Origin of the sequence: Pseudomonas sp. S09G 359 (genome assembly GCF_002843605.1) — a bacterium.
Taxonomy (GTDB): domain Bacteria; phylum Pseudomonadota; class Gammaproteobacteria; order Pseudomonadales; family Pseudomonadaceae; genus Aquipseudomonas.
Window position 1 is genome coordinate 3836075 of record NZ_CP025263.1, and the last position, 20585, is coordinate 3856659.

Annotated in this window: 16 protein-coding genes and 1 pseudogene; 8 read left to right on the forward strand and 9 right to left on the reverse strand. The window is 62.0% G+C overall.

From position 1 onward, the window contains the following. Positions 1 to 41 precede the first annotated feature (41 nt). Positions 42 to 536 (forward strand): PaaI family thioesterase, encoded by a 495-nt coding sequence (locus CXQ82_RS17365; protein WP_101271152.1) that lies wholly within the window; start codon positions 42 to 44, stop codon positions 534 to 536. A gap of 44 nt (positions 537 to 580) precedes the next feature. Beyond that, a complete protein-coding gene (yghX, locus tag CXQ82_RS17370; protein WP_101271154.1) occupies positions 581 to 1468 on the forward strand; it encodes a YghX family hydrolase in 888 nt (295 codons plus the stop codon). A 322-nt stretch (positions 1469 to 1790) separates the two neighbouring features. On the opposite strand, the gene CXQ82_RS17375 is transcribed toward yghX, so the two are convergent. Beyond that, positions 1791 to 2975 (reverse strand): DUF2252 family protein, encoded by a 1185-nt coding sequence (locus tag CXQ82_RS17375; protein WP_101271156.1) that lies wholly within the window; start codon positions 2973 to 2975, stop codon positions 1791 to 1793. Positions 2976 to 3136: 161 nt separating this feature from the next. On the opposite strand from CXQ82_RS17375, the gene ampC reads away from it, so the two are divergent. Further along, complete coding sequence (gene ampC, locus CXQ82_RS17380) at positions 3137 to 4291, forward strand: class C beta-lactamase (RefSeq protein ID WP_101271158.1); 1155 nt, start codon at positions 3137 to 3139, stop codon at positions 4289 to 4291. Positions 4292 to 4509: 218 nt separating this feature from the next. On the opposite strand, the gene CXQ82_RS17385 is transcribed toward ampC, so the two are convergent. Genes CXQ82_RS17385 through CXQ82_RS17400 form a run of 4 tightly spaced genes read right to left on the reverse strand, consistent with a single transcriptional unit; the run spans position 4510 to position 10756 of the window. Beyond that, positions 4510 to 7404 carry a bpX6 domain-containing protein gene (locus CXQ82_RS17385; protein WP_101271160.1) on the reverse strand — a complete coding sequence of 965 codons (2895 nt, stop codon included), beginning with the start codon at positions 7402 to 7404 and terminating at the stop codon, positions 4510 to 4512. Beyond that, positions 7397 to 9205 carry a hypothetical protein gene (locus tag CXQ82_RS17390; protein ID WP_101271162.1) on the reverse strand — a complete coding sequence of 603 codons (1809 nt, stop codon included), beginning with the start codon at positions 9203 to 9205 and terminating at the stop codon, positions 7397 to 7399. The genes CXQ82_RS17385 and CXQ82_RS17390 overlap by 8 nt, the downstream gene beginning before the upstream one ends. Further along, a complete protein-coding gene (locus CXQ82_RS17395) occupies positions 9192 to 9638 on the reverse strand; it encodes a hypothetical protein (RefSeq protein ID WP_101271164.1) in 447 nt (148 codons plus the stop codon). The genes CXQ82_RS17390 and CXQ82_RS17395 overlap by 14 nt, the downstream gene beginning before the upstream one ends. Next, positions 9635 to 10756 (reverse strand): AAA family ATPase, encoded by a 1122-nt coding sequence (locus CXQ82_RS17400; RefSeq protein ID WP_101271166.1) that lies wholly within the window; start codon positions 10754 to 10756, stop codon positions 9635 to 9637. Before CXQ82_RS17400 ends, CXQ82_RS17395 begins: the two co-directional genes overlap by 4 nt. A 92-nt stretch (positions 10757 to 10848) precedes the next feature. Here CXQ82_RS17400 and CXQ82_RS17405 point away from each other — a divergent pair, with 92 nt between their 5' ends. Beyond that, on the forward strand, positions 10849 to 11337 hold the full coding sequence (locus CXQ82_RS17405; protein WP_101271168.1) for a GFA family protein: 489 nt from the start codon (positions 10849 to 10851) through the stop codon (positions 11335 to 11337). Positions 11338 to 11376: 39 nt separating this feature from the next. Then, positions 11377 to 12576: an MFS transporter gene (locus tag CXQ82_RS17410; protein WP_101271170.1), complete on the forward strand. Its 1200-nt coding sequence runs from the start codon at positions 11377 to 11379 to the stop codon at positions 12574 to 12576. Here the strand turns inward: CXQ82_RS17410 and CXQ82_RS17415 are convergent. Continuing rightward, the gene (locus tag CXQ82_RS17415; protein ID WP_027608547.1) at positions 12532 to 13134 is read right to left on the reverse strand and encodes a tRNA-(ms[2]io[6]A)-hydroxylase; all 603 of its coding nucleotides are present in this window, start codon (positions 13132 to 13134) and stop codon (positions 12532 to 12534) included. The two genes, CXQ82_RS17410 and CXQ82_RS17415, sit on opposite strands and share 45 nt — an antisense overlap. Before the next feature lie 150 nt (positions 13135 to 13284). Between CXQ82_RS17415 and CXQ82_RS17420 the strand changes: the two genes are divergently transcribed. After that, complete coding sequence (locus tag CXQ82_RS17420) at positions 13285 to 14148, forward strand: universal stress protein (protein WP_101271172.1); 864 nt, start codon at positions 13285 to 13287, stop codon at positions 14146 to 14148. Positions 14149 to 14298: 150 nt separating this feature from the next. Here the strand turns inward: CXQ82_RS17420 and CXQ82_RS17425 are convergent, their stop codons facing one another. After that, positions 14299 to 14769: a DUF1289 domain-containing protein gene (locus CXQ82_RS17425; protein WP_101271174.1), complete on the reverse strand. Its 471-nt coding sequence runs from the start codon at positions 14767 to 14769 to the stop codon at positions 14299 to 14301. Between the two features lie 397 nt (positions 14770 to 15166). Here CXQ82_RS17425 and acnB point away from each other — a divergent pair, with 397 nt between their 5' ends. Continuing rightward, positions 15167 to 17776, forward strand: a complete 2610-nt coding sequence (acnB, locus tag CXQ82_RS17430; protein ID WP_101271176.1) for a bifunctional aconitate hydratase 2/2-methylisocitrate dehydratase — start codon at positions 15167 to 15169, stop codon at positions 17774 to 17776. Positions 17777 to 17992: 216 nt separating this feature from the next. Here acnB and CXQ82_RS31995 read toward each other — a convergent pair. Continuing rightward, a pseudogene (locus CXQ82_RS31995) lies at positions 17993 to 18118 on the reverse strand (HAAAP family serine/threonine permease); the annotation flags it as partial. Positions 18119 to 18339: 221 nt separating this feature from the next. Then, positions 18340 to 19617, reverse strand: coding sequence for a serine/threonine transporter (locus CXQ82_RS17440; RefSeq protein WP_101271178.1), 1278 nt, complete (start codon positions 19615 to 19617; stop codon positions 18340 to 18342). Positions 19618 to 19900: 283 nt separating this feature from the next. On the opposite strand from CXQ82_RS17440, the gene CXQ82_RS17445 reads away from it, so the two are divergent. Continuing rightward, a complete protein-coding gene (locus CXQ82_RS17445) occupies positions 19901 to 20494 on the forward strand; it encodes a TetR/AcrR family transcriptional regulator (protein ID WP_101271180.1) in 594 nt (197 codons plus the stop codon). Positions 20495 to 20585 lie beyond the last annotated feature (91 nt).

A 20585-nucleotide genomic window follows, 5' to 3' on the forward strand; every position in this document is an offset into this window, starting at 1 on the left:
CTGCTAAACAGGATAGCCGCCCAGAATAATAAGGACGTTCCATGCAACCCCCTTCACTCCAGGACATCACCGCCCCCGAAGGCATCTGCTACGGCTGCGGTGGCAGCAACCCCCACGGCCTGCACATCAAGAGTCGCTGGGACACAGACGGCGTGCACGTGGTGGCCGAGCACCTGCCCGACGCCCAATACAGCGGCTGGCCCGACCTGGTCTACGGCGGCCTGATCGCGATGCTGGTGGACTGTCACTCCAACTGGACCGCCATGGCCTACCACTACCGCGCCGAGCAGCGCGAGCCCGGCAGCCTGCCGCGCATCGACTGCGTCACTGGCACACTTGGTATCAAATTTATCAAGCCCACGCCGATGGGCGTCATCCTCACCCTGCGCGCACGGGTCGAGGGCGATGTGGGCCGTAAAAGCCGCGTGGTCTGCGAGGTGTACGCAGGCGACGTGCTCACGGCCATCGGCGATTCGGTATTCGTGCGTGTGGACACCGGCCAACTGGCCGCCGCCGCCCATGGCCGCGAGGGTTGATCCTGGTCTACATTGTTTGCCACTGCTAATCGAGGATTGCACCGATGACTCGTCTGACCGCGAAAGACTTTGCTCCCGAACTGCTGGAACTCTACGACGGCTATGCACACGGCAAGATCAACCGCCGCGAATTTCTCGACCGCGCCGCGCTGTTCACCTTTGGCGGCCTTACCGCCTCAGCCTTGCTCGCGGCCTTGAGCCCCAATTATGCCCTGGCTGAACAGGTGAAATTCACCGACCCGGATATCGTCGCCGACTACATCACCTACCCCTCACCCAAGGGCAACGGCACGGTACGTGGCTACCTGGTGCGCCCGGCCAAGGCCGCAGGCAAGTTGCCAGCGGTGGTGGTGGTGCACGAAAACCGTGGCCTCAACCCGTATATCGAAGACGTCGCCCGGCGCCTGGCCAAGGCCGGGTTTATCGCCCTGGCGCCGGATGGCCTTACGTCGGTCGGTGGTTATCCCGGCAACGATGAAAAAGGCGTCGCGCTGCAACAGACCGTCGACCCAACCAAGCTGATGAATGACTTCTTCGCCGCCATCGAATGGCTGATGCACCACGACAGCAGCACCGGCAAGGTCGGCATCACCGGCTTCTGCTACGGCGGCGGCGTGACCAATGCGGCGGCGGTGGCTTACCCGGAACTGGGTGCAGCAGTGTCGTTTTATGGGCGCCAACCCGAGGCCAAGGATGTGCCACGCATCAAGGCACCGATCATGCTGCATTACGGCGAGCTGGATACGCGAATCAACGAAGGTTGGCCGGCCTATGAGAAAGCCCTGAAGGCGGCCGGCACGAACTATGAAGCGTTTATCTACAAGGGCGCCAACCACGGCTTCCACAATGACTCGACGCCGCGTTACGACGAGGCGGCGGCGAATCTGGCGTGGGAGCGCACCCTGGGTTGGTTCCACAAATACCTGGCTTGATCGTGCTCTAAATGTGGGAGGGGGCTTGCCCTCGATAGCGGTGGGTCATGCAACTGATTAATTGGCCGACCCACCCTCATCGGGGGCAAGCCCACTCCCACATTGGAAAGTCGCCATTTTCCAGGTCAGTGTTCCATGGCATACCGGCGGCAGTTGCACCACACTGGTCCACAACCACGACGGCGCGTCCAGCTGCCGCGTGCTCCAAATGTGGGAGGGGGCTTGCCCCCGATAGCGCTGTGTCATGCAACTGATTAATTGGCTGACCCACCCTCATCGGGGGCAAGCCCCCTCCTACATTGGAAGGTCGCCATTGTTCAGGTCAGTGTTCCAGGGCATAGCGGCGGCAATGGTTGAGGTAGCCCTGCTCATGGCTGCCTACCAGTTGCACCACGCTGGTCCACAACCACGACGGCGCGTCCAGGTGCCGCGAGCGGTTTTCCTGCAGCACCGCCATCCAGTCCTTACGGGTGGCCCGGTCCATCTGCCGGGCATGGGCGATCCCCACCACCCGCGCCAGGTAACCGGCAGCGTGCATGGCGTCGGTCTCGCTCAACTCATCGAGTTCCAGCTTCATGTCCTGGGGCAGCAGTTCGCGGATGAAAAAACCATGGTCCAGAAACCGCGTCGCCACCATGCGTTCCCCCAGGCCCGGTGACAGCTGGCGCGCGCCTTCCACAACGCGACGGCCGTTATCCCGGGGCATCTTCGCCCGTGCCGCACGGGGTGCGGCAGCGCCGACGGCTTCCTTGATATCGATCAGGCAATATTCCTGGTCGTCCTTGTCACCCACGCCCAGCAACGCCGCGTATCGCAACAAGCCCAGGGAGCTGCAGCCCTTGACCCAATAGGCCGAATCCAGCAGTTCGACCTTGGCGTCCTTGGGCCGGCCCTTGAGCGAGGTGACCAACTGATGGATTTCATCCGAGGCGCAGAGGTTTTCCAGCGCGGCTTTTTCAGCCCGTGACAAAGACCAGAAATGCTTGCCCAAAGGAATCGTCGGCCGAACGTTGTCGATGCGTTCACGGGCGAGGTTTTTCCAGGTGCGCTCCACGGCGCTGCGCATCCCGGCCTTGACCTGTGAGGGACGCGGTGGCACTTCGTCGGGCTTGTCTTTGAACGCTTGCGCGTAGCCAACCATCATTTCCTCAAGCATGCGCGCAGAGGTGACCCCCGGCAGGTCCGAGCCGCGCGCAGCAGTGGCCAGGGACAGGGCCAGGCGCACCAGATCGTGAGCCGGGTTGCCGATGACTGCCTGGTCGAGGTCGCGGATATGCATATCGATGCGGCCCTTGGTGTCACCCGTGGGGCCGAGGTTGCCTGCGTGGCAGTCGCCGCAGATCCAGATGGCCGGGCCTTGAGGCAGGCGCCTGCCCATCTGGCTATGCAGCCACTCGTAGAATTGCACGGTGCTGCCGCGCACATAGGCGTGGGCCGAGCGCGCCATTTTCAGGTTTCGCAGTTGGGTCAGGTGAGGCATGCGGGCGGAAGGGCGCGGTGTTTTCATGGAAGAACTCAGTGCAGGTGTAGCGATAGAGCCTTGGCCATCGGCAAATGTTTCATAATATTTCTGAAATGTTTTTTTGCCTTGGGCCCTTGAACTGCCTACATTTGCCCTCGCCCGCGCAGGCGCTTTGTTCGATCGATCATTCTCATGGAAGCGTAAACATGTCCCAACATTTGCTGACTGGCGTGCGTCATTTCACGGCAATCGCAGCCCTTCTCGCCGCCGGCAACTGCCTGGCCGCCACCGATTTACAGGCCGTGGTAGATGCCAGTGTCAAACCACTGATGCAGCAGCAGGCCATTCCCGGCCTGGCCGTCGCGGTGATCCAGGACGGTAAGGTGGACTACTTCAACTACGGCGTCGCTGACCAGGCTACGCGCCAGCCGGTGAGTGAAAACACGCTGTTTGAAATCGGCTCGGTGAGCAAAACCTTCACCGCGACCCTGGCCGGTTATGCCGTAGCCACCGATAAACTCAAGCTCTCGGCGCCAGCCAGCCAGTACCTGCCAGCCCTGGCGGGTGGCAAGTTCGACCATATCAGCGTGCTCAACCTCGGCACCTACACCGCCGGCGGCCTGCCCCTGCAATTCCCCCGTGAAGCAGACAATAGCGAGCGCATGATCGGCTATTTCCAACAGTGGAAACCCGACTTCGCCCCCGGCACCCAACGCCTGTATTCCAACCCCAGCCTGGGCCTGTTCGGCTACTTGGCGGCGCAGAGCCTCAACCGGCCGTTCGATAAGGCGATGGAAAAAATCCTGCTGCCTCGATTGCAGCTCAAGCACACCTTCCTCAAGGTGCCCGCGAGCCAGCAGCACCTCTACGCCCAAGGCTATGGCAAGGACGGCAAACCGGTACGCGTCGGCCCCGGTGCACTGGACAGCGAAGCCTATGGCATCAAGACCAGCGCCAAGGACCTGCTTGGCTACGTGGCCGTCAATATGAACCCGGCAGGCCGAGGTAAAGACATAGAACGCGCGATCGCCGTCACCCACACCGGCTACTACCGCGTCGACGGCATGCGCCAAGGCCTGGGCTGGGAAATGTACCCCTACCCCATCCAGCTCAAGGCGTTGATTGACGGCAACTCCACGCCCATGGCCATGGAGCCGCACAAGGTCGAATGGCTGACCCCGCCCCAAGCGCCCTACGCCGCTAGCCTGGTGAACAAGACCGGCTCCACCAACGGCTTTGGCGCGTATGTGGCGTATGTGCCGGGCAAGCGCATGGGTGTGGTGATCCTGGCGAACAAGAACTACCCGAATGCCGAACGGGTGAAAGTCGCCCATGCGATCTTGAGCGCGATGGATAACTAAGCTCAACAACGATCAAATGTGGGAGCGGGCTTGCTCGCGAAGGCGGTGTGTCAATCAACTTGTCTCGCGCCTGACACACCGCTTTCGCGAGCAAGCCCGCTCCCACATTTAGAGCGTTGTAGTGATGAGTTTCGAGGCGATTTGCCGGATGCTGAGGCCAGCAGCGCAGCATCCTGGTGCACGAACCGGCACCGATCGTGCGTTGGTGCCGGACACGCTCAGTGCAAGCTGATGTTGCGCTGGCTGGCGCCGTCAATCGTGATGTGGCTCAAGCGCCCCTGATCGTCGAATAGCAGCCAGCCCTCGCCGGTGCTACGGATGTTCACCTCCGGCCACGGCCACTGCACCACCGCGCACAGGCGGTCACTGCTGCGGTGGATGAAGTGCCAACAGGTGTCGAATTCACCCGCCATGTAACCAATAACCAACCATTGCGCGTCCAGTTCAATGCGCACGGGCACACCATCCGTGAAGCCGTCGTCATAGCCGGGCATGCGGTAGCCCTTGCGCGTGCCGTTGACCATGATCACCAGGATGGGCGCTTCGCCTTCGTGATGCTTGACCAGAAACTCGAAGGTCTGGGCGAGTGCGCAAAACAGCGGGCTCCCCTGCTCCGTCTGCGGCAGCGGCTCACGCCCCGCCAGGCGGCGCTCGGGCAACCGATAGTGCCAGCGCTCGCCGCCGTGTTGCGGGTCATGGAGCCACAGGAACTCATTGTGCTCATCGCTTTTGAACACGCGGACAGTTCCGGGCAAGTCGCTGACATGCCAGAGGATTTCAAAGCCGCGGTCCACATCCACCACGCGCAGTTGCCGGCCTTGGCCGATGGTCCAGGTGCTGCCGTCAAAGACGTTGGCGAACACATCCAATAGCAACATCCCGAGGTCAGTCGCCGTGCGGTTGACCAGGTCCAGCTTGCTGATCCGCCACCCTGTGTCGCGGCGGGTCAGTACCAGTGCCATCTGCTGGCTATGGGCTAGGACGATACGTTGCGCCGGCACGGCGAAGTGAAACAGCGCCTTGCCGGTTGCATCCGTCACCACCGCGCCGGCCTCGCCCAGCGCCACCAGGTAGCGCCCGTCTGCCAGCAACACCGCATCCTGTAACGGGCGGCTGCCCATTGCCGGGGCGGGCCATTCAAGCGGGCTGCCCACGCGGTCGAGGGAGCGCACCGGAGGACGCTTGAGCGCCTGCCCCGGCAGGTCTGCCAGCAGGTACTTGTCGCGGCTCATTTTGACCAGTAGTTGCAGTTGGTTGAAGTTCAGCCCGCCACGACCACTGAGCTGGTCCGCCAGCACGGCGTGCACGGTCGAGCCGGCGAGCCAGGCCAGAGCGGCGCTTTCGGACTTGTGCGCCAACATGGCATGCGCCAGGGCATCGCGCTCGAGGTAACGCTCAGGATCGTCGCGTAGCTGTTCGAGCCAGGCACCGTAAGCCTGCAGGGTCTCGGGCAGCAAAATCGCGCGCTTGACCAACGCCCCCATCGCCAGGCGCCCGCCCGCCGCCTCGGCATTGAGCAGCCATTGCGCGGCGCGCGGGCGTTCGGCAGGCAGGCTCCAAACCACCTCGACGGCTTGCAGCCACTGGCCCTTGGCGATCAGCGATTCAGCCCATTCCAGACGCAAGCGGTCGGCCGTTTCCGGCTGCTTGGTCTGAAGCATCACCACCGCTTCGGCAAACGCATTATCACGACGCGCCACCAGCAAGGCGCGCTGCCAGTTCTCGGCCAGGCACAGCAGACGCACGATCACCGCCGCCGGCATATCCCAGGCCAGGGCCAGGTCGGCAGCTTGCTGATGGCGTGCGTGTTTCTCCAGGTAGTCGAGGGCTTCCTGACGTTCCTTGAGCAGCTCGGCGAGGACAAACACCGCCTCTTCGATGCGGCCCTCACGGGCCAGGCGCTCGTAGGTCTGGCGATAGACCCGGCGCAGGTGCTCGGTCAGCCCTTCCTCGAACAGGTAGGAACGGCCGTGGCCATTCTGCTGGCTAAGGGTCAAGTCCTCCCTACGCTGGGGCGTGCCGAAGCTCTGTTCCACCGAGGATTGCTCACCGCCCAACGGGATCGCGTGGCGCAAGGCCTCGGAGAAATCGCCGTTTTCGAACATCTCCAGCATGCGCTGCATGTAGGCAGCTTGGCGCTTGCCATACAGCCTGGAGAGTTTTGAATTCAGGGTCAGGCGGGTCAGCCAACGCCGCCACATGACCGGTTTACGCTGACCCGCCTGAGCCCGTTGGCTGATGCTTGGCGCAGCCGGGGCACGCGGCGGCGCATGGATGACCGGCGTGCCGCGCTGCAGGAATTTGTTCAACCCGAGCAATAACAGGGTGAAGACCACGGCGCTGATGAGCATCCCCAGAATAACGCTGCCGACGTGCTCGTTGGTCGGGGCGTGAACCGCTGACTGCGGCGCTGATTGGCCCTGCACGGCCATCCAGATCAGCCCCGCCACCAAGGCCAGGGTCGCGCCGAGTTTCAATGCCGGGTATTGCGCCGGCGTCGTCGTGTCCCATTGGTTTTGCGCGCGTGTGGGCGACGGTGTCGGGGCTGGTGTGGGCGCCGGCGCCTGGCGCTGGCGCTCCAACAGCGCCTGCATGACCCCTGCCTGTTCCGGACTGACCGGTTGCAGAGCCCCGCCGAGAATCTCGCGCACATCGGTTACCACCGCCTCGGGCAGAGGCTGTGCAATGGGCGCGTGGCAATCATAGGTGTCGAGCAAGGTGTAGGCACTGATGTCGAGCCACTGCCCTGGCTCCAACGCCAGGGCATCACGCAGGTGCAGCGCATGTACATGGCTGCCGCGCACCAGCCACAGGTCGGCGGGCGGCAAGGCACGCAGCTCCTCGGCGGCCAGCCGGGCTGAACACAGGCCACGGCCCTGGCGCACCAGCGGCCACCCGGCGAGGGCTTCGCAGTGCACCGAGACGGGCGCGGCGAACCGCAGCATATCGCCCTCGGCAAAGCGCGATGCCGCAGCGCCCGTGTGCCAATGCGCGAGGATCAGGCGCGCACGTTCTTGTAGCGTGTAGCGCTCGGCGGGCAGCCAAAGGCCGTCAATCTGCTGGTGGCCGGTCAACAGCGGCCGGCGGATTACGAGGGGGTCCTGCTCAAGCATTGGAGCCTCCTTGCTTAAGGTCACACATCACTTGCAAACGCATGGCGCGCTCGGCAAGGGCGTACACCAATAATTCACGCGTGTTGGTCAGCACCGCCACCAGGCCGCTCATGGGGCAGAAGCTCGCCCGGGCAATCGGCGCCGAGGTGGTGAACAGAACCCGCGCCTGCCCTTGGACGTACAGGCCGACGGTGTGCTGGTTCGGCCCCAGCAGTACCAACGAGTAGCACTCTTGCGCGCCATCTTCGTGGTGCAGGCCGATGGCCTTCCAGCCAGGCGGCAGGTCGATCTGGGCTTTTTTCGTGGGGAAGCTGTCATGGGTGACCAGGCGCCAACTCTGATGGCTGCCATGCTGGGTGAGCAATGCGCAGCCACCAAAGTCGTATGCCCAGCGCGCTGCGCTGGCAAACAGCACCTGGCTCACGCCGGCAGCGGCACCGACCGCGTAGCCCGAGGCCCTGGGGCCCGCAACGGTGGCCGGGTAGATGACCACCTGCGCACCTTCGCTACGGGCGTAAACCAGGCGCATGGTGTCTACCTGCGCCAGCCCCAGTACGTCGCTCGTCACCCCGCAGCCTGCATCCTCCGGTAAACGCCGACCGCGTTGCTGCCAGTAGGCGAGCTGGCCTTTGCTATCCAGCACGTACAGGCGCTCGGACTGCTGGCCGCGCAGCCACACCGCCGGCAGAAAGGTTGCCGTTCCCGGTGGCAGGTGCATTTCTTCGCGTGACGGCTTGGGCGTGGAAACGATGGTGGGGATGTTCCAGAAATCCAGGGTGTTCTCATCCCCCAGCAATGCGCCGAGGCTGCGATGGTGAAAGGTCGCGGCGAGCACATGCTGGTGTTTGCCCCACAGGCGCCGTCGCACCTCGATGGCTTTTTTCTGGTTTTTGTGGGGCAGCTTGATCACCACCATCCCAGGCTCGTCCAACATCCGCAGGGCCACATAGTGGCCTGAGCCGGAGATCACCGGCGGCAGGGTCAAGGCCACCCGAGGCACCTTGCCGGCAGCGGTGGGCCCTGGCGTGTGCACCTCGTTTTCGAAGTGGCCCTTGAGCAATCGCACGCTCTGTTGCTCATCCGGGATCGGCAACGCCACACGCTGCGTCTGCCCAGCCTGCAAGGCGAACGACAGGCTGCGCCCATCCAGGCTGCGCTGAATCTGCACCCGGTGCGTGCACACCTTGGGATCGGTTGCAGGCAAGCGCTGCCCGACCACCCAGCATTCGCCGGTGGCCTGGTCGGCCAGGCAGTCGCGCCATGCCAGCCAATGGCTGTCGCTCACCGTTTCATAGGTACGCGCGTTGAGCAGGCGTTTGAGCTGCGCCGCTGAGTCCAACTCATGCAGCACCGGCGCGCCTTGCAGAATGCCCCAGCGCAGTTGCGCCCCGGCATCGCTGGCACGCCGCGCCAGCAACATCAACAGCGCCAGGTGAACCAGCCGCGCAGCCCCCAGTTGCAAAGGGCCCGCGTCGAACAACACGACAATCAGGCGGTTCGCCTCACGGGCACGATACTGGGGGGCGAGGAACATATGCTCGCCGCCCACCGCCCGGCGCAGGAATTCGTCGGGCACTTCCTCGGCCAGTAACCATTCGCTGGAGAGCAGCCGCTCGTAGGGACCACGGCGCTGCAGATCGCCCAGGCCATCAGGCTCCGGCACGCCGCCCTGGTGCCGGCCACGCAGCGGCCCGAGCACCGGGTTGATGCGGCCCAGCAAGTCGGCGAACAGTGGCAGGTGCTGCGGGGCAAACCATTCCAGCCATTGTCGCCAGGGTTGCAGCGCTTCAGGCAGTTGCATGGCGTGCCCCCCAATAGGTTGCGATTCGCTGCAGAACTTCAGGCGACACGGTCTGCAGGCGGTCCAGCGGGATCACCACCTGGGGCTCGCGCCACACCAGCAAGGGCAAACGCTTGAAGCGCGCCGACAAGGCCTGACCGAGCAAATCCTCCGGCACATCCGGCGCCCAACGGGTAGGCAACCAGAGCCCTGGCGCGCAGGCGCTGGGCGCGGCGTAGGCCACCGCGTCGACCCAGGGCAAATCCGCAGTCATACCGGTCACCACCAGCACATCGCCGTTGGCAGTGGCTTGCAGGCGTGCGGCCTGTTCGCCGGGGAGCAACGCCAGGCGTCGGTGCAAGCGCCTTGCCGCGTCGCCCCAGGCCACGGCGGCCTGGGGCTCGGCCGGCACCTGCCGCGAACGCCAGGCCCAGGGCTGCGCTAGCGCACTCATTCGGCAGGGGTCAGCAAGCGAGTGAGTTGCCCCCGCGCCTGCTGCAATGGCTCGGGCAGGGTCTGGCTATCGAAGTTGGCATCGATCTCGCGCAGCAAGCCTTCCAGCACGGCACTGGCCGGCGGCTCGCTGCGGGCGAGGTAGTCTTCGGCCGTTTCCAGCAGGCGGTTGAACCGCGACATCGGCTGCAAGGTGGCCTCTTCTACTGCACTGAACAGATGGCTATTGCTCGACGCGGCAAACAGGTCGCGCAACACCTCACGAGCATGTTGCTGGGTTTCCTGGGTCGGCAGCACGTACAGCAGCGGCCACAGGTCGGCATCACTGGCCTCCAGGCGGCCACCCAGCAGTGCGGCGGCGGCGATCAGTCGCTGGGATTTGACGATGCGCCGGTCGGACAACTGAATGCCGGCTTCGCGCAGGCGGCGAATGGCCTGGGCCAGGGCTGGACGAACGTTGCCGAGGTCGACGCTTTTCATCGCTTGGCTGAGGGTGTCCAGTTGCGTAAGCCCCAGCAACTGCTGGACTGGCCGCTGTTCCGACTGCCAGCCGCCCGCCAACATGGCTTCCAACTGATTGTCCGGTACCGATTCAACAAACAGGTGCAGCAGGAACCGGTCACCGAAGGCCGCCAACGCTTCGTCATCCGGCAGGCCGTTGGCCGCGCCGACGCACACCCGCAACGGGCATTGGACCTGGGTATGGCCACGGCGAAAACGGCGCTCGTTGAGCACGCCCAGCAGGGTATTGAGGATGGCAGTGGAACCGAGAAAGACCTCGTCGAGAAACACGATATCGGCTTCCGGCAGCATGCCGCTGACATCGGTTTCCACCGTGCCTTCGCGCAGTTTTTTCAGGTCCACCGCGCCGAACAGTTCGGAAGGCTCGGTAAAGCGCCCGAGCAGGTACTCAAAATAGCGCCCGCCCATGGACTGCGCCACGCGCCGCACCACGGCACTTTTGGCAGTGCCGGGCGGCCCGATGACCAGGATGTGCTCCTGGGCCACGGCAGCCAGCACGATCAGCTCGGCCAGTTGTTCACGCCCGACCAGGCCTTCGGTGGCCGCACGCACGGCTTGGCGAATTTGCGCGGCAGCGCTGTGCAACTGAGCAATCATGGGTGTCTTCCCTGAAACCAAAGCGGGGAATCTTGCCTGAGGCTAAGGTATTAGCAAAGTGTTGTTACACAGTCTTGATCAGGAGTCAGCCCATGCAGCTTGAAGGTTCCTGCCATTGCGGCGCCGTGACGTTCAGCCTCACCAGTACCCACCCCTACCCTTACCAGCGCTGTTACTGCTCGATCTGCCGCAAGACCCAAGGCGGCGGCGGTTATGCGATCAACCTGTCTGGCGACAGCAAGAGTTTGAAGGTGCGCGGGCGCAAACAGATTTCGATCTACCATGCCAAGCTCAAGCCGGCGGGCGCCAGCCGCGCTCACACCAGTACCGCCGAGCGCCACTTTTGCTCGCAATGCGGCTCTGCGCTGTGGCTGTTCAGCCCGGAATGGCCGGAGCTGATCCATCCGTTTGCCAGCGCCATCGACACGCCGTTGCCAGTGCCGCCGGAGCATACGCACCTGATGCTGGGGTCAAAGGCGCCGTGGGTCGAGGTCAGCCTGCGCAAGGGTGATTTGCAGTTCGATGAATACCCCGAAGAGTCGATTGCCCAGTGGCATGAGCGGTTGGGGCTGAGGCTTTAATGTAGCCTGCAATCTTTAACGCCTTTACTAGGGAGTGGTATGCGCAAGGATTACCTGGCGTTCTTCGTCTCGCTGTTTCTGTCACGCTTGGCGGACCAGATTCTGCTGTTTCTGGTGCCATTGATCGTGTTCCAAACCACCCAGAGCGTGGCCTGGGCGGGGCTGGCGTTCTTTGTCGAGTCACTGCCGCGCTTTCTTGCGTTCCCGGTGTGCGGGGCGTTGTGCGACAAGTTTTCGCCGGTGCGCATCCTGCATATCAGCCAGGTGTACCGGGCGCTGGCCTGTGCGGTGGCAGTTGCGCTGTACGCAGTGTTCGGGGGTATCTATTGGCTGGTAGGCCTGTCGGCACTCTGCGGGGTGTTGACCACCCAAGGCGTCATGGCCCGCGAAGTGTTGATGCCGCATATCTTCCCGCAGTACAGCTATGCCAAGACGCTGTCGTACTCGCAGATCGCCGATCAATCCGGCCTGGTGCTGGGGCCGCTGGTTGCCGCACTGATGCTCGAGGTGTGGGCCTGGCATTGGGTGGTACTGGGGGTTGCCGTTCTGTTCGGGCTGGCGGACCTGGCAATGCGCGCCTGGCAACGCAACACCACGGTGGCGTGGGAAAGCCACGCACAGCACCGGGATATCTGGGTGCAACCGTTGCGCATCGCATTCGGGCATATCCGCAACCTGGCAGGGCTCAAACGCCTGATTACGCTGACGGTGGGCGTGAACCTGATCATCGGCGTCACCCTGGCCACCTCCGCCGCCATGGTCACCGGCCAATTTGCCGCCGGCAAGGATGCCTACGCACTGTTGCAAGCCGCGGGCGCGCTGGTGACTATCGCGATTCTGTTTTACCTGGCGCGCGCGACATTGCCGCTGAAGATCCTCGGCACCGTATCCTACGGGCTGATCGCCGTCGGCGCGTTGATCACAGCGCTGAGCCCCAACCTGTGGGCGTATTCAGTCGGTTTCCTGCTGGTGATCGGCTTCGACAAGATGTACAGCGTGTATATGCGCAGCGTCCGGCAAAAGGTCATCCCGGTGCAGGACTTCGGCAAGACGGTGGGCGTGATCACGTTGCTCAACAACCTGCCTCAACCCTTGGCAGGCCTGGCGGTTGCGCTATGGGCTGGGCCCTTGGGCACGCAAACGGTGATCCTGGTACTGGCCGGGATCACCACATTGCTCGGGGTGGCGGTGGCCTCAGGCTGGCACGCCACTGTGAAAGCGGAACTCGATGTCGGGTGATTCGATCAGTTCCTGCTCGGCCGCCCGCACCCGCTCGATCACCTGGGCGATGTCCTTGGCGTCGCCGTACTGGTAGGCCAGCTTCAAATAACCCTGAAAGTGCCGCGCCTCGCTTTTCAGCAAGCCGAAGTAGAACTTGCCGAGTTCTTCGTCCAAATGCGGCACCAGCGCTTCGAAACGTTCGCAACTGCGCGCTTCGATAAATGCGCCGACCACCAGGGTGTCCACCAGCTTGACCGGTTCATGGCTGCGCACCACCTTGCGCAGACCCGAGGCGTAGCGCCCGGCGTGCAACTGCCGCAACTCGACCTTGCGCTTTTTAATCAGGCGCATCACCTGTTCGTGGTGCACGAGTTCTTCGCGGGCCAGGCGCGACATCATATTGATCAGGTCAACATGCGCATGGTACTTGGCGATCAGGCTCAGAGCGGTGCTGGCGGCCTTGAATTCGCAGTTCTTGTGGTCGATCAGCAGGGTGTCCTGATCGGCCAGCGCAGCCTGGACCCAGGCGTCGGGGGTACGGCAGCCGAGGAATTCGTGGATTTCGGGCAGGTTCATCGGGCTCACGGGCAAAAGGATCACAAAAGGCCGGCGATTATACCGACCGCGCCGCAGACCACCAGCCACTGGCCTTGATGTGTATCAACATGACGGCTGCGTGGCAGCAACTATAGTTATTCCACGCCCACCCTTTTGGAGATCCCGCTCATGCAAGCCATCCGCAGCATCCTCGTGGTGATCGAACCCGAACATTCGGAAAGCCTGGCGCTCAAGCGCGCCAAACTGATCGCCGGGGTCACCGGCGCGCACTTGCATTTGCTGGTCTGCGACAAGAAACATGAGCATTCGGCGCTGTTGACCCTGCTCAAGTCAGGCCTGCAGGAGGATGGCTACAGCGTGACCACCGAACAGGCGTGGAATGCCAGCCTGCATGAAACCATCATCGACGTGCAGCAGGCCGAAGGGTGTGGCCTGGTGATCAAGCAGCATTTCCCCGACAGCCCGCTGAAAAAAGCCCTGCTGACCCCGGCGGACTGGAAACTGCTGCGCTATTGCCCCACCGCCGTGCTGCTGGTCAAGACCGCTACCCCGTGGTCTGGCGGGGTCATTCTGGCGGCCATCGACGTGGGCAATACCGACGGTGAGCATCGGGCCTTGCACAATTCAATCATCGACCACGGCTTCGACATCGCCAGCCTGGCCAAGGCGCAGTTGCATGTGATCAGCGCCCACCCGTCGCCCATGCTGTCGGCCGCCGACCCGACCTTCCAGCTCAAGGAAACCATCGCGGCGCGTTATCGCGAACAGTGCCAGGCGTTCCAGGCGGAATTCGACGTGGATGACAAGCACCTGCATATCGAGGAAGGTCCGGCGGACGTGTTGATCCCGCATCTGGTGCACACACTGCAGGCGGCGGTGACGATTATCGGCACCGTCGGGCGCACCGGAGTGTCCGGCGCGTTGATCGGCAATACCGCGGAAGTGATATTGGATGCGGTGGAAAGCGATGTGCTGGTGCTCAAGCCTGAGACGCTGATGGATCATCTGGAAGAGCTGGCGACCAAGGCCTGACGCAGCCCTTTTCAGCCAACGCCGATCAAATGTGGGAGGGGCGGTGCGACGATTCGACTTGCCCCCGATGGCAGTGGATCAGCAAACTAATTCATCGACTGATACACCGCTATCGGGGGCAAGCCCCCTCCCACATTTAAATGATTAGTGTCAGGTAGATAGCGCATCTTTCAAGAATCCAGGTGCGATATACCGCTGGTAATGCGCCTCGGACAGGATAAAAAACTCGCGATCAATCGCATCACGCAAATCCGGCAGGTTCCAGTCACGAAATTCCGGCAGCAGCACCATGCCATAGGCCTCCAGATTGGAAATCACCCGCGCACCCCGGGCGATCAACTGGTAGGCCCAGCAATACTCGGACTGGTGCGGCACGAAGCGGATCTTGCGCTGCTCCAGCTGGCCGCGCAGGGTCTTGGGGTCGAAGATTTCCAGTTTGCCGGCCATCACCTGCACCAACAGTTGCTCCAAACGCAGCCATACCGCACGTTTTTCTTCTTCGTTATAGCCGTTCCACAGGATCACTTCGTGGTGGAAACGCTTGCAGCCACGGCACACCAGATCGCCGTAAACCGTGGAACACAGGCCGACGCAGGGGGTCTTGATGGTTTGGTTGGACATGGGTAGCAACACGCAAATTAGCGAAACAGTGCGCCATGTTAGCCCTTTGTCTAAGCTGGATCACCCAGCAAACTTGGTTAGGCAACTTACCTTTAGAATTTTTTTGCCGTAGAATCATCCGGCCTTGTAAGGCGCCAATAATCCGCTGGAAGCTGTTTTCAAAGCGTCACGAGCACAGTCGTTCCTTCAGAACGGTGTTGGCGATGGTTATTACCCGGTAGGTCAATAGCCAGCGCCAACCCTCATCAGCCCCGTTCTGCAGGCGTAAAACTTTGAAAGCAGCTTCTGTGAGGAATGCCGGCAGCGCTGGCTTTGCGGCCCAAAAAGCCCCCGAGCGCATGCGTGCCGTTCATTTCTGGATGAGCGTCCCGTGGGACCACTGATGAGGGTAATAACTGTGCTTGAAGCCTACCGCAAACATATCGAAGAGCGTGCAGCCCTGGGTATTGTTCCCCAGCCGCTTAATGCCGAACAAACCGCAGGCCTGGTCGAGCTGCTGAAAAATCCTCCGGCTGGCGAAGAAGAATTCCTCGTTGACCTGATCACCAACCGCATTCCACCAGGTGTTGACGAAGCTGCCTACGTCAAGGCCGGTTTCCTGTCTGCCCTGGCCAAGGGCGAAGCCACTTCCCCCCTGATCAGCAAGAAACGCGCTGTTGAACTGCTTGGCACCATGCAAGGCGGCTACAACATCGTGACGTTGGTCGAGCTGCTGGACGACGCCGAGCTGGCGCCTGTCGCCGCCGCCCAACTCAAGCACACCCTGCTGATGTTCGACGCGTTCCACGACGTGGCCGAAAAAGCCAAGAACGGCAACGAGCACGCCAAAGGCGTGATCCAGTCCTGGGCTGACGGCGAATGGTTCCGTAACCGCCCAACCCTGGCCGACAAGATCAGCCTGCGCGTGTTCAAGGTTACCGGCGAAACCAACACCGACGACCTGTCCCCTGCCCCGGACGCCTGGTCCCGCCCTGACATCCCGCTGCACGCCCTGGCCATGCTGAAAATGGCTCGTGAAGGCATCGTGCCGGACGAGCAAGGCAAGACCGGCCCGATGAAGCAGATCGAAGAGATGCGCGGCCAAGGCTTCCCGATCGCCTACGTCGGTGACGTGGTCGGTACGGGTTCGTCGCGTAAATCGGCAACCAACTCGGTACTGTGGTTCTTCGGCGACGACGTCCCTTACGTGCCGAACAAGCGCGCTGGCGGCTTCTGCTTCGGCAGCAAGATCGCTCCAATCTTCTACAACACCATGGAAGATGCTGGCGCACTGCCAATCGAATTCGACGTCACCAACATGAACATGGGCGACGTGATCGACCTGTACCCGCATGCTGGCAAAGTCTGCAAACACGGCACCGATGAAGTCCTGACCACCTTCGAAATGAAGACCCCGGTGCTGTTGGACGAAGTCCGCGCCGGCGGCCGTATCCCGCTGATCATCGGTCGCGGCCTGACCGACAAGGCCCGTGCCGAACTGGGCCTGGGCCCTACCGACCTGTTCAAGCTGCCTGAAGCACCTGTCGACACCGGCAAAGGCTTCACCCTGGCACAGAAAATGGTTGGCCGTGCATGTGGCCTGGCAGAAGGCAAAGGCGTTCGTCCTGGCACCTACTGCGAACCGAAGATGACCACCGTGGGCTCCCAGGACACCACCGGTCCGATGACCCGTGACGAACTGAAAGACCTGGCGTGCCTGGGCTTCTCGACCGATCTGGTCATGCAGTCCTTCTGCCACACCGCGGCGTACCCTAAGCCGATCGACGTGACCACCCACCACACCCTGCCTGACTTCATCATGACCCGTGGCGGTGTATCGCTGCGTCCTGGCGACGGCATCATCCACAGCTGGCTGAACCGCATGCTGCTGCCGGATACCGTGGGTACCGGTGGTGACTCCCACACCCGTTTCCCGATGGGCATCTCGTTCCCGGCCGGTTCCGGCCTGGTGGCGTTCGCCGCAGCCACTGGCGTAATGCCACTGGACATGCCGGAATCGATCCTGGTGCGCTTCAAAGGCAAAATGAAACCTGGCATCACCCTGCGTGACCTGGTTCATGCCATTCCTTACTACGCGATCCAGGCTGGCCTGCTGACCGTAGAGAAGAAAGGCAAGAAAAACGCCTTCTCCGGCCGCATCCTGGAAATCGAAGGCCTGAACGACCTGACGCTGGAACAGGCTTTCGAGCTGTCCGACGCCTCGGCTGAACGTTCGGCTGCCGGTTGCACCATCAAGCTGTCGAAAGATTCCGTAACCGAGTACCTGAACTCCAACATCACCCTGCTGCGCTGGATGATCGGCGAAGGCTACGGCGATGCACGTACCCTGGAACGTCGTGCCCAAGCGATGGAAGCCTGGGTAGCCAACCCGGAACTGATGGAAGCCGATGCCGACGCCGAATACGCCGAAATCATCGAAATCGATCTGTCGGAAATCAACGAGCCGATCCTCTGCGCCCCTAACGACCCGGACGATGCCCGTCTGTTGTCCAGCGTTGCCGGTGAGAAGATCGACGAAGTGTTCATCGGTTCGTGCATGACCAACATCGGTCACTTCCGCGCTGCCGGTAAGCTGCTCGAGCAGGTCAAGGGCCAGCTGCCAACCCGTCTGTGGCTGTCGCCGCCGACCAAGATGGACGCTCACCAACTGACCGAAGAAGGCTACTACGGCATCTACGGCAAGGCTGGCGCGCGCATGGAAATGCCGGGCTGCTCGCTGTGCATGGGTAACCAGGCACGTGTTGAGCCGAATTCGACCGTTGTGTCGACCTCGACCCGTAACTTCCCGAACCGTCTGGGTGATGGCGCGAACGTCTACCTGGCCTCGGCCGAGTTGGCGGCAGTAGCTTCCACCCTGGGTCGCCTGCCGACCGTCGAAGAGTACATGGGCTACGCAGCGAAACTGGACACCATGGCCAGTGACGTCTACCGCTACCTGAACTTCGACCAGATCGCCGAGTTCCGCAAGATCGCAGCAAGCGCCAACATTCCGGTGATTCAAGCCTAATATGTTGTGACGTAAAAAACGCCGCGTATCGCAAGATACGCGGCGTTTTTTTATGCCTGGAATACAGTAGTAACAACAACACAAAACAAATGTGGGAGCGGGCTTGCTCGCGAATGCGCTGGGTCAGTCACTGATGATTTGACTGATAGACCGCATTCGCGAGCAAGACCGCTCCCACATTTTTAGATTTTCACAACTTCACAGCAGCGCTACGACTCAAGCAATAAACGAATACACCAACGCCGTAATCGCCACCAGGCCTACCGCCGTGACAAACACGTTAGACGCCTGCCCACGGTACTTGGCCATGGCCGGTACTTTGCGAATGGCATACATCGGCATCCGCCACCTGAACTTCGACCAGATCGCCGCGTATCGCAAGATACGCGGCGTTTTTTTATGCCTGGAATACAGTAGTAACAACAACACAAAACAAATGTGGGAGCGGGCTTGCTCGCGAATGCGCTGGGTCAGTCACTGATGATTTGACTGATAGACCGCATTCGCGAGCAAGCCCGCTCCCACATTTTTAGATTTTCACAACTTCACAGCAGCGCTACGACTCAAGCAATAAACGAATACACCAACGCCGTAATCGCCACCAGGCCTACCGCCGTGACAAACACGTTAGACGCCTGCCCACGGTACTTGGCCATGGCCGGTACTTTGCGAATGGCATACATCGGCATCAGGAACAGGATCGACGCAATGATCGGCCCGCCCAGGGTTTCGATCATGCCAAGGATGCTTGGGTTGAGTGTGGCAACCACCCAGCACACCACCAGCATGAACGCGGCGGTCATGCGGTCCAGGGACTTGGCTGCCGGGCGACGACCGGTTTTCAGCACCAGGCCCTTGAGGCCTTCACTGGCACCGATGTAGTGGCCCAGGAACGACTTGGCAATCGCCACGAATGCAATCAACGGTGCGGCGAAGGCGATGGTCGGGTTGTCGAAGTGGTTGGCCAGGTACGACAGGATCGACAGGTTCTGCGCTTTCGCCTCGGCCAGCTGCGCTGGCGACAGGGTCAGCACGCAGCTGAACACGAAGAACAGCACCATCACCACCATCAACAGGTGCGCACGGGACAGGATCTGCGAGCTGCGCTGATCGGCGTTCGCGCCGTACTGGCGCTTCTGGTCCACCGCAAACGCCGAGATGATCGGCGAGTGGTTGAACGAGAACACCATCACCGGAATCGCCAGCCACAGGGTGTTGAGCAATGCAGAAGGCGCCGGCACTTCACTGGCCGTGGTGAGAATACCGCCGGTCCAATGTGGGATCAGGTACACCGCCAGGAATAGCAAGGCGACGATAAACGGATACACCATCAGGCTCATGGCCTTGACGATCACTTGCTCACCGCAGCGCACCACCGCCAGCAGGCCCAGGATCAGCACCAGCGACAGAATCGCGCGTGGCGGCGGCATGATGTGCAACTGGTGCTCCATGAAGCTGCCGACGGTGTTGGTCAACGCCACGCTGTAGATCAGCAGGATCGGGAAAATCGCAAAGAAGTACAGCAAGGTGATCAGTGCACCAGCCTTGATGCCGAAGTGCTCTTCCACCACGTCAGTAATGTCGGAGCCTTCCCGGCCGGACAGTACGAAACGGGTCAGGCCACGGTGGGCGAAGAACGTCATCGGGAAGGCCAGCGCGGCCAGGATCACCAGGGGCCAGAAGCCGCCCAGGCCGGCGTTGATGGGCAGAAACAAAGTGCCGGCGCCAATGGCGGTGCCGAACAGGCCGAGCATCCAGGTGGTGTCCTGGCGGCTCCAGCTTGCGAGGGTTGCAGGTGTCGTTGCATAGCGTTCGTCGACGCTATTGGCCTGATCATTCATCCGGTCGGATCTCCGCATTTACATAGCCGGGACGAGTCAGAAAAACCTGACAGGCAGCGCCCCGACCATAGAAGGGGCCGGATTGTCCGGGATTCTTGTGAATAAGCAAAGACTTAGCTGAGGAACGGTTAGCCGGTGCAGACCCTCAAAGGGCGCCACACGCATGGGTTTGCGTGGGCTTTGGCACGGTGCAGATAATACATTCCCATACAAATCTATTTTAGAATCCCGTGGGTTCCTGTAGCTTTTACCCATGCACCGCCTTTTTCCTGTGAGCCCCGCCATGCCACGCGTTTCCCGCAAACAAGCCGAACTCAACCGCGAAATCATCGTCGAGGCCGCCACGCACCTGTTTCGTGAGCGCGGGCTGCACGGTATCAGCCTGTCGGACGTGATGGCCGCCGCCGGCCTGACCCATGGCGGCTTCTACGGGCACTTCGCGTCCAAGGAAGCGCTGGCGACAGAAGCCTGCCAACAGGCGTTCAAGCAGGCGAACCTGGGCTGGCAAGACAAGATCCACCGCAGTGAAGACCTGCCAGCGGCCCGGCAGGCAGTAATGGCCCCGTACCTGTCGGCGACCCATCGTGATAACCCCGGGGACGGCTGCCCGATCTCGGCATTTTCCCCGGACATGTGCCGCGAACCCGCCGACACAGCCTTACAGCACGCCTTCATCGCGGGCGTCGAGCAGTCGTTGGAGATCTTCGCGCAGCTTGAAGGCGGTGACCGCCAGAGCATGCTGGCCAAGTACGCCATGATGATCGGCGCCATTACCCTCGCTCGTGCGACACGAGGCACTGAACTGTCAGATGAGTTCCTGGATGCCGCACGAAACACCCTGCTTCCGGTTGACAGCCCTGCGCCTGCCGCAGCATGATCGGGCCATGAACCTGACTCAGCTGAACCTCACCCGCACCACCACCACGACCGCTTACGGCGGGTCGCGCGGTGGCTGTGAGGGTTAGCCA

Coding starts and splice junctions, on each gene's coding strand:
- CXQ82_RS17365 (WP_101271152.1), top strand. CDS start 42: ATGCAACCCCCTTCACTCCAGGACATCACCGCCCCCGAAGGCATCTGC.
- yghX (WP_101271154.1), top strand. CDS start 581: ATGACTCGTCTGACCGCGAAAGACTTTGCTCCCGAACTGCTGGAACTC.
- CXQ82_RS17375 (WP_101271156.1), bottom strand. CDS start 2,975: ATGAAAACACCGCGCCCTTCCGCCCGCATGCCTCACCTGACCCAACTG.
- ampC (WP_101271158.1), top strand. CDS start 3,137: ATGTCCCAACATTTGCTGACTGGCGTGCGTCATTTCACGGCAATCGCA.
- CXQ82_RS17385 (WP_101271160.1), bottom strand. CDS start 7,404: ATGCTTGAGCAGGACCCCCTCGTAATCCGCCGGCCGCTGTTGACCGGC.
- CXQ82_RS17390 (WP_101271162.1), bottom strand. CDS start 9,205: ATGCAACTGCCTGAAGCGCTGCAACCCTGGCGACAATGGCTGGAATGG.
- CXQ82_RS17395 (WP_101271164.1), bottom strand. CDS start 9,638: ATGAGTGCGCTAGCGCAGCCCTGGGCCTGGCGTTCGCGGCAGGTGCCG.
- CXQ82_RS17400 (WP_101271166.1), bottom strand. CDS start 10,756: ATGATTGCTCAGTTGCACAGCGCTGCCGCGCAAATTCGCCAAGCCGTG.
- CXQ82_RS17405 (WP_101271168.1), top strand. CDS start 10,849: ATGCAGCTTGAAGGTTCCTGCCATTGCGGCGCCGTGACGTTCAGCCTC.
- CXQ82_RS17410 (WP_101271170.1), top strand. CDS start 11,377: ATGCGCAAGGATTACCTGGCGTTCTTCGTCTCGCTGTTTCTGTCACGC.
- CXQ82_RS17415 (WP_027608547.1), bottom strand. CDS start 13,134: ATGAACCTGCCCGAAATCCACGAATTCCTCGGCTGCCGTACCCCCGAC.
- CXQ82_RS17420 (WP_101271172.1), top strand. CDS start 13,285: ATGCAAGCCATCCGCAGCATCCTCGTGGTGATCGAACCCGAACATTCG.
- CXQ82_RS17425 (WP_101271174.1), bottom strand. CDS start 14,769: ATGTCCAACCAAACCATCAAGACCCCCTGCGTCGGCCTGTGTTCCACG.
- CXQ82_RS17440 (WP_101271178.1), bottom strand. CDS start 19,617: ATGAATGATCAGGCCAATAGCGTCGACGAACGCTATGCAACGACACCT.
- CXQ82_RS17445 (WP_101271180.1), top strand. CDS start 19,901: ATGCCACGCGTTTCCCGCAAACAAGCCGAACTCAACCGCGAAATCATC.